The organism is Wolbachia endosymbiont of Drosophila incompta, assembly GCF_001758565.1.
GTDB classification, from domain to species: Bacteria; Pseudomonadota; Alphaproteobacteria; order Rickettsiales; family Anaplasmataceae; genus Wolbachia; species Wolbachia pipientis.
The window spans coordinates 1,256,171-1,263,513 of record NZ_CP011148.1; the positions used below are offsets into that span (position 1 = coordinate 1,256,171).

6 protein-coding genes and 2 pseudogenes are annotated in these 7,343 nt (G+C 35.2%); 2 read left to right on the plus strand and 6 right to left on the minus strand.

Annotation, left to right across the window (positions count from 1 at the left end; genetic code table 11):
• Together WG67_RS08920 and WG67_RS08925 are read left to right on the plus strand one after the other, a co-directional pair.
• A partial coding sequence (locus tag WG67_RS08920; protein ID WP_458694943.1) for a UbiD family decarboxylase occupies positions 1-710 on the plus strand: 710 nt, incomplete at its 5' end.
• Between the two features lie 283 nt (positions 711-993).
• Positions 994-1,170, plus strand: coding sequence for a hypothetical protein (locus WG67_RS08925; RefSeq protein ID WP_155968519.1), 177 nt, complete (start codon positions 994-996; stop codon positions 1,168-1,170).
• A 318-nt stretch (positions 1,171-1,488) separates the two neighbouring features.
• Here WG67_RS08925 and ubiA read toward each other — a convergent pair whose 3' ends face one another.
• From ubiA to WG67_RS07895, 6 genes and pseudogenes are all read right to left on the minus strand, one after another.
• Positions 1,489-2,346 (minus strand): 4-hydroxybenzoate octaprenyltransferase, encoded by an 858-nt coding sequence (gene ubiA, locus WG67_RS05715; protein WP_070357030.1) that lies wholly within the window; start codon positions 2,344-2,346, stop codon positions 1,489-1,491.
• 3 nt (positions 2,347-2,349) lie between these two features.
• Positions 2,350-2,748 carry a ribosome-binding factor A gene (locus WG67_RS05720; RefSeq protein WP_006279769.1) on the minus strand — a complete coding sequence of 133 codons (399 nt, stop codon included), beginning with the start codon at positions 2,746-2,748 and terminating at the stop codon, positions 2,350-2,352.
• 9 nt (positions 2,749-2,757) lie between these two features.
• Entirely contained in the window at positions 2,758-5,082 is a 2,325-nt protein-coding gene (gene infB, locus WG67_RS05725) for a translation initiation factor IF-2 (RefSeq protein WP_070357031.1), read from the minus strand.
• A gap of 9 nt (positions 5,083-5,091) precedes the next feature.
• On the minus strand, positions 5,092-6,654 hold the full coding sequence (gene nusA, locus WG67_RS05730; protein WP_070357032.1) for a transcription termination factor NusA: 1,563 nt from the start codon (positions 6,652-6,654) through the stop codon (positions 5,092-5,094).
• An 88-nt stretch (positions 6,655-6,742) separates the two neighbouring features.
• Positions 6,743-7,219, minus strand: a pseudogene (locus WG67_RS05735) (efflux RND transporter permease subunit); the annotation flags it as partial.
• 16 nt (positions 7,220-7,235) lie between these two features.
• Positions 7,236-7,325, minus strand: a pseudogene (locus WG67_RS07895) (IS5-like element ISWpi1 family transposase); the annotation flags it as partial.
• Positions 7,326-7,343 lie beyond the last annotated feature (18 nt).

Sequence of the window (7,343 nt, forward strand, 5' to 3'; positions counted from 1 at the left end):
TTGTAAATTGTAAGACTATTCCACTTCAAGTGCCAGCTCACGCAGAAATCGTTCTGGAAGGCTATGTGAGTTTGGATAGCTATCAAGACGAAGGGCCATACGGAGACCACACTGGCTACTATAATTCTGTTGAGCAATTTCCTGAATTTAATATTACTGCAATTACTATGCGCAAAAATCCAATTTATCTCAGCACTTTCACTGGCAAGCCACCTGATGAACCATCGATTCTTGGTGAAGCACTCAACGAAATTTTTGTGCCCATTCTTATCAATCAATTTCCAGAGATAGTGGACTTTTATCTGCCACCGGAAGGTTGCTCATATAGAATAGCGGTAGTGTCGATAAAAAAATCCTATCCAGGGCAGGCAAAAAGAATTGTTATGGGCATACTTTCCTTTCTAAAGCAATTTTTATACACGAAGTTTATTATCGTTGTTGATGATGATATAAATGTACGTGATTGGAAGGAAGTGATGTGGGCAATGTCAACAAGGATGGACCCTGTGCGTGATACAATCATGATAGAAAATGCACCTATTGATTATTTAGACTTTGCTTCCCCTGAAAGTGGACTTGGAGGTAAGATGGGATTTGATGCGACAAATAAAATCCCGCCTGAAACCAAACGAGAGTGGGGAAAGAAAATTGAGATGAGTGAGGAAATAGTAAGGAAAGTCGCGGAGAAGTGGGAGGAATATATGGACTAGACTTCTTGCATAAAAGCAGAAAAAAGTTTGGCGTTTTTTATAATGCCGCATTAACTGATAATTGTGATTTAAGTTCGTCACAGTGCCCTTTTTTTGTCATCCTATAGCTATACCGCCGCGGTATCTCTTAGCCGCTAACAAGTAGTGGGATGACGAGCTTATCGTCATCCTGCCGCGAACCGTCATACCGCGATTCATTCGCGGTATCTCAGCCGCTAACAAGCAGCGGGATACTTAGGGATGACGGTTGTTGTTTAGCTGTAAATATTAAGAAATTTACCAAATGAAAAAAAAGGCAAAAGAAGCCCCGTGGTTATTATCCGCTTTAAAATATTGGCGTTTTTTATGTTTTAAACGCTTGACAAGCGAGATTCAGCCGCTTTTAATTGCAACTAACTTACGCTGCAAATGTTTAAGAAATTTACTAAGCAGAAAAAAAGACAAAGAATCCCCGAGTTAGCTAGTCTTTTACTATCTCTGTCGAGTATTGGCATTTTTTGATGTCTTGTAACGCTTTATAAGCGCGTTCAGCTTATTTAGATAAAAATCTAGATGTAGATGAAGTTTTGTAAAGACATACAGTATCTATATACTGCAAAAAATTGAACATAAGACGCCGATACATTAAGTAATCCTTACCTTTTAATCTGCAGATTGGCGAAAGCAAATACAATAGCTTCAGTTTCATGATAAGAGGGCTGGCGGAGTTTGTCAAGCAATTTTCGTTTCTGCGAGTACCTGAGTTTATTGACTTCATTAGAGCCAAAACTCTTGAGACCTAGGTGATACTTCTATCTAAAAGGATGCCAAAAAAGAGAAGCAACCCTACGTAGGAATTATTTTTAAATATGGACATGCATTGACTGGGATCGTCAGGATTGAAATTTTTGTATTGGCGGTGAAATATGAACCCTACAGCAAGTAGAGCAATATAAAAAATGTTATTTAATGATGATAAGATACCAGCATATAGCCACGTCATAAGAGATATTAAATAAAATCTTTTCAACCAAGATTTTGTTGTATCACCAAAATATAATGCGGTAGATTTCATCCCGAGTTTTTCATCATCTTTTTTATCTTGATGGGCGTATATGGTGTCATAGCTAAGTGTCCAAAAGACGCATCCTATATAAAACAGCAAGGATTCTATACTGATCTGGTTTGTTATTGCTGCTGAGCCCATGAGCGATCCCATATTAAAGGTAAACCCTAAGAACAATTGTGGCCACCAAACATACCGCTTTAATAAAGGGTAAGTAGCTATCATACACATTGAGATTATTCCAAGTATGAGTGTAGTTTTATTAGTTAATAATAAGATTACCAGGGCAATAGACAGTAACAGTGAAAGTAAAGCTAAAGCCTGCTTTATGTTTAATGCACCACTTGCAAGTGGCCTATATTTTGTTCGTTCAACGTGCGCATCTATTTTTCTATCGAAGATATCATTGATTATGCACCCTGCGGGTCTCATTAAAAATGCACCTATAGTAAACAAAACAAGGAGAAAAAGAACCTGATACGATAGAGAAGTTGAGGCTAAAAGAATACCGCTCAAACTGGGAAATAGCACAAGCCACAAACCTGTTAAACTGTGCAACCTCATTAATGAAAAGTAATGGTTGAAATACATTAATTAAGTGTGATTATGTAATATTTTGCTTACATTAACAAAATTATCGAACGCTAAATCAGGCTTGAAAACTAACTCAGGTATAAATCGCAAATCAACATAACACAATATAGATTTACGTATTGACCATGCAGACTGGTTCATTTCATTAACAACAGTGTTAATATCACAATTATTCTCAGAAGGATCTCCAGTGCGTCTTTTTTCTGGATCTAAGTAGTCAGCTACTTGAATATTCAATGAAGATAACACAATATATACATCTGCTTTTTTCAAATCTTTACTTAATTTTACGTCAGATACCGCTACATTTTTATTGAACACCTTACCTTCCATTAGAACTCTTGATATTGCTCTATGCAATACCGATGCTATCTTTAGGTTTCTAATTTCCTTTTTCATATCCAGCTACTATAACACCCTTTCTTCTTGCACTAATTGATAAGCTTCCAAAATATCTCCAACTTTAATATCGACATTACCCTCTAGTGATACTCCGCATTCAAAGTTTACACCTACTTCTTTAACATCATCTTTAAATCTACGTAGTGCTTTTAACTTTCCTTCATGCACCAATTTGCCACCACGCATTACCTTAATTAAAGAATCTTTTCTTATGACTCCATCACTTACGTAACATCCAATGATATTACCAGCTTTAGATACGTTAAATATTTGCCTCACAGATGCAAAGCCAACACGAACCTCTCGTGTAACAGGCTTTAACATTTTAGTTAAATACATTCTCATGTCGTCAATGAGCTCGTATATTATGTTATAAGTATGTATTTCTATACCTTTTTGTTTTGCCAAGTCCCTTATTTTTGAGTCCACTTTTACATTAAAAGCTAAAATTACTGCACTTGATGCTTCTGCAAGCAGCACATCTGAATCTGTTATCCCTCCTACTGCTTTGTGTAGGATATTTAATTTCACTTGGTCTTTACCGAGTTTATCAATTGAACTTGATATTGCTTCAATAGAACCAGTTACATCGCACTTTAAAACTACAGATAGTTCTTCTGTTTCGCTGTTATTACGACTGAATATATCTAAATTATTGTCGCCCAAATCTTCTTTCTTTTTCTTGATTAACTCTAGCCTGTATTCAACAATTTCACGCGCCTGCTTTTCAGAATTTACAACAACAAATTTATCTCCAGCATTTGGTACACCATTTAGACCAGTAATTTCAATTGGAGCGGAGGGTAGTGCTGCTTTTTCTCTTTGACCGAGGTGATTAACCATACTACGTACTTTGCTGTATGTTGTACCAACTACCAATATATCACCAACCTTTAACGTTCCTTCCTCAACTATCAATGTGGCTGATATTCCTTTCGCTTTATCTATTTTGGATTCTATTACCCATCCAAGTGCTCGACAATCTTCTATTGCTTCTAGCTTCATTAATTCAGCGATTAACAAAATCGCCTCTTCTAGTTTATCTAAATTAGTTTTCTTTTTTGCTGATACTGGCATAATCATAACATCACCACCAAGCCCTTCAGGGATGAGATCATATTGAGGCAAACTATTAATTATTTTTTCTACATCACCAGGCTCAGATTTATCAATTTTATTAATAGCAACTATAATGGAAACATTTGCTGCTTTTGCATGATTTATTGCTTCAACTGTTTGTTTCATGATTCCATCGTCAGCTGCAACTACTATTACAACTATATTAGTAATATTGGCACCACGTGCACGCATCGCAGTGAACGCTTCATGTCCTGGTGTATCAATAAAGGTAATTTTTTGCTTATCTTTTGTCGTTATTTGATAAGCACCTATGTGTTGAGTTATGCCACCTGACTCTCTTTCTGCAACATTAGATTCACGAAATGCATCGAGCAATGAGGTTTTACCATGATCGACGTGTCCCATAAAAGTGACGATTGGTGGTTTAGGTTTTTTAGGCAGGCTTTCTCTGCCTTCTATAAAAAATAAATCTTTTTCTCTGTTGGTATCGCTCACTCGTTTAGCCGTATGATTAAATTTTTCCACTATTTCACATGCTATATCTGGATCCACCAGATCATCTACTCTATAACTCTCACCGACTTCTTCTTTGAACATTTTTAGCACACTCTTGCTATCTTCTGCCATGCGAATAGATAATTCCCTGATAGTTATTTTGTCTGGTATAATAACTTCTCTTGATATATTTTTACCCTTAGTAAACTTTGACTTTCTACCTCTTATACCAAACCTTTGCTTAAATACAGGGGGTTGTTCAGTTTTTTCATCTATTGCCTGTGCAATTACCAGTTTAGAATGCTTAGAATATATATCTTTGTTGACTTTAAAAGACTTTTTATCGTTGTCCTCATGGTCAATACTATCTTCTTTTGGTTCAACTAAGTGGGTATTACTTAAAACTTGCTTATTTATTTCCTTAGATAAAGCGTCCGCTTCATTTTTCTCGTCAATCTCTTTATTGCTGTCTTCTTTTGCTGTTTTCTCTTTTTCTTCTCTCTGATTTCTTTCTTTCAGCAAAGCAGCATTCTGCACAGCATTAATGCGAAAAATTTGTTCTTTCTCTGTTAAAGAACATAATTTACTCTCGTCAAATAAATTATGTTCTTCTGCATCATGAGATTTTTTTCTTCTTTTTTTTACTACTGTAGCTCCAGTACTTGGGCTAGCTGAAGAGTTTAAATTGAGGTCTAATTTAAGCTTGCTTAAACCTTGGAGCGTTAATTTTTTATCACTGATATCTTCATTATTCATATTATTTTATTATATTAATCCAAGCTTTTTACGTGCTTCTATGATTATTGAATCTACTGTATCTTTTAGATCTTCTTTGCTATCGGATGAGGAAGAGAGTATGCTGCAAAACTCATAACTTGATAAATCTGCTATGTCCTCTAAAGTCTTAATATCATGCTTACTAAGAGCAATTTTATTGTCTATTGATAAAGTTAAATTGATTACATCATCCTCCATACCTAAACTTTTTAGCTCTTCTATTTTTCTATCATTTTCTGCTTTCAGGTACTTATTTGCTCTATTGTGAAGTTCGTTTGCAATATCTTCATTAAAGCCCTCTATTGAAGCAAGCTCTTTAATTGAAGCGCTAGATATGTCTTCTACACTTGAAAAACCTTCTGTTACCAATAGCTGACCCATAATCTCTTCTAAGTTTAAAGCTTCAGCAAATAAAGCTGAACATTGACTAAGTTCTTTACTTCGCCTTTCTGATTCTTGCTGAGTGCTTAATATCTCAATTTTCCATCCAACAAGCTCTGAAGCTAATCTTACATTCTGGCCCTTTTTTCCTATCGCTAAACTCAATTGATCTTCAGCAACTATTAACTCTATGCAATTTTCATTTTCATCAATAATAACCTTCGATACTTCTGCAGGAGTAATGGCTTTAATAACGAATTGACCCAAATCTGAGGAGTAATTTATAACGTCAATTTTTTCACCATTTAATTCGTGTATAATAGTTTTTATTCTATCTCCCTTAACTCCAACACAAGCACCTACTGGATCAATGTTCTTGTCGGGAGAGAAAACGGCAACCTTAGACCTTGAACCAGCATCTCTAGCTATACCTTTAATTGTCACTAATCCGTCAGCAATTTCTGGTATTTCTTGATTTAATAATGCCTCCAAAAAGCCTTCATGAGTCCTAGAAAGAATAATTTGACGTCCATCATCAGAGCGCTTAACAGTCTGTATGTAAGCTTTAACCTTATCACCTTCACGAAATGATTCACCACCAGTTAAATTTCGCAATGGAAGATATGCCCTAGTGCCATTTATGTCTATAATAAGATCTGAATATTCTACTTGTTTAACAATACCATACCTTATTTCTCCCACTTTATCTTTAAACTCCTCATATTGCTTTTTTGACTCTTCATCTTTAATTACTTGAGCAATCTTTTGCTGGGCAATTCTTGCTGAAGCAAGATCAGTGTTAAGAGAGAGCAATTCACTAACAGTATCTCCAACTTTTGCATCTCCTTTTATTAATTTAGCTTGTGTAAGCGTAATTGATTCACACTCAGTATTCTCTTTTTCATTTGATTCATCATCAATAACTTTTAGTTTTCTATATGAAGTAACTTTGCCTGTGTTTCTATCTATATCAACTACAATTTTACTTTTGCTACCATATTTTTGATGAGCCACTGCTTCTATAGCACTTTCTAGTGCCTTTATTACAACATCAAAATCTAAACCTTTTTGAAGTGAAAGCTCTCCTGCTGTTTTTATTACATCAAGGCTTCCAACTATGTTATTCTTGTTACTTTTCTGCTTAACACTGCTTTTACGATTAGCAATCATAATAAATAAATCCAATGTAATTAGTTATAATTATAGCTCCAACGGGCAAAGAACACTATCTTAAATGTTAAATGATTGCTAATTTAAGTCAAGTTTTTTCATGTTTTTGTATAACAAGCAACGCAGGAGTAAAGAATAAAGTTAAAACCGTTGCAGCCAATATTCCACTTGCTATGGTTGTTGAAATGTCAACCCACCACTGGCTTGATGGAGCATCATATGTGATTTGTAGCGTAAAAAAATTGATATTTAACCTGGTAATCATCGGTATTAAACCAAGAACTGTGGTTGCAACGGTAAGCAATATTGGCCTAACGCGAGAAATTGCAGCGTTTATTACACATCGCTTGATGTCATTTTTGTGTACCTTAATTTGATGATGAAAGGCATCAAGCAATAGTATGTTATTATTCACTATAATTCCTGCCAAAGCAATTATCCCCACTCCACACATAACAACTACGAAAACTTGTTGGATAAGAAAGAAAACAAAAAACACACATGTTGTGGATAAAAACACTGCTGTCATTACGATAAATGTATGGTATACATTATTAGAGGTTGTCCGGAAACTAGTAAATTCAAGCATATTCCCTCTTTAACATAACCCTACTCATAGCTAGGTATATGAAATTCTCAGTGGATGTTGTGAGTAAATCGTTTTGATAGCTCTTTGGACAGCTTTATTC

Excerpts from the sequence above, each read along its gene's own strand:
- WG67_RS08925 (WP_155968519.1), top strand. The coding sequence starts at position 994 with ATGAAAAAAAAGGCAAAAGAAGCCCCGTGGTTATTATCCGCTTTAAAA.
- ubiA (WP_070357030.1), bottom strand. The coding sequence starts at position 2,346 with ATGTATTTCAACCATTACTTTTCATTAATGAGGTTGCACAGTTTAACA.
- WG67_RS05720 (WP_006279769.1), bottom strand. The coding sequence starts at position 2,748 with ATGAAAAAGGAAATTAGAAACCTAAAGATAGCATCGGTATTGCATAGA.
- infB (WP_070357031.1), bottom strand. The coding sequence starts at position 5,082 with ATGAATAATGAAGATATCAGTGATAAAAAATTAACGCTCCAAGGTTTA.
- nusA (WP_070357032.1), bottom strand. The coding sequence starts at position 6,654 with ATGATTGCTAATCGTAAAAGCAGTGTTAAGCAGAAAAGTAACAAGAAT.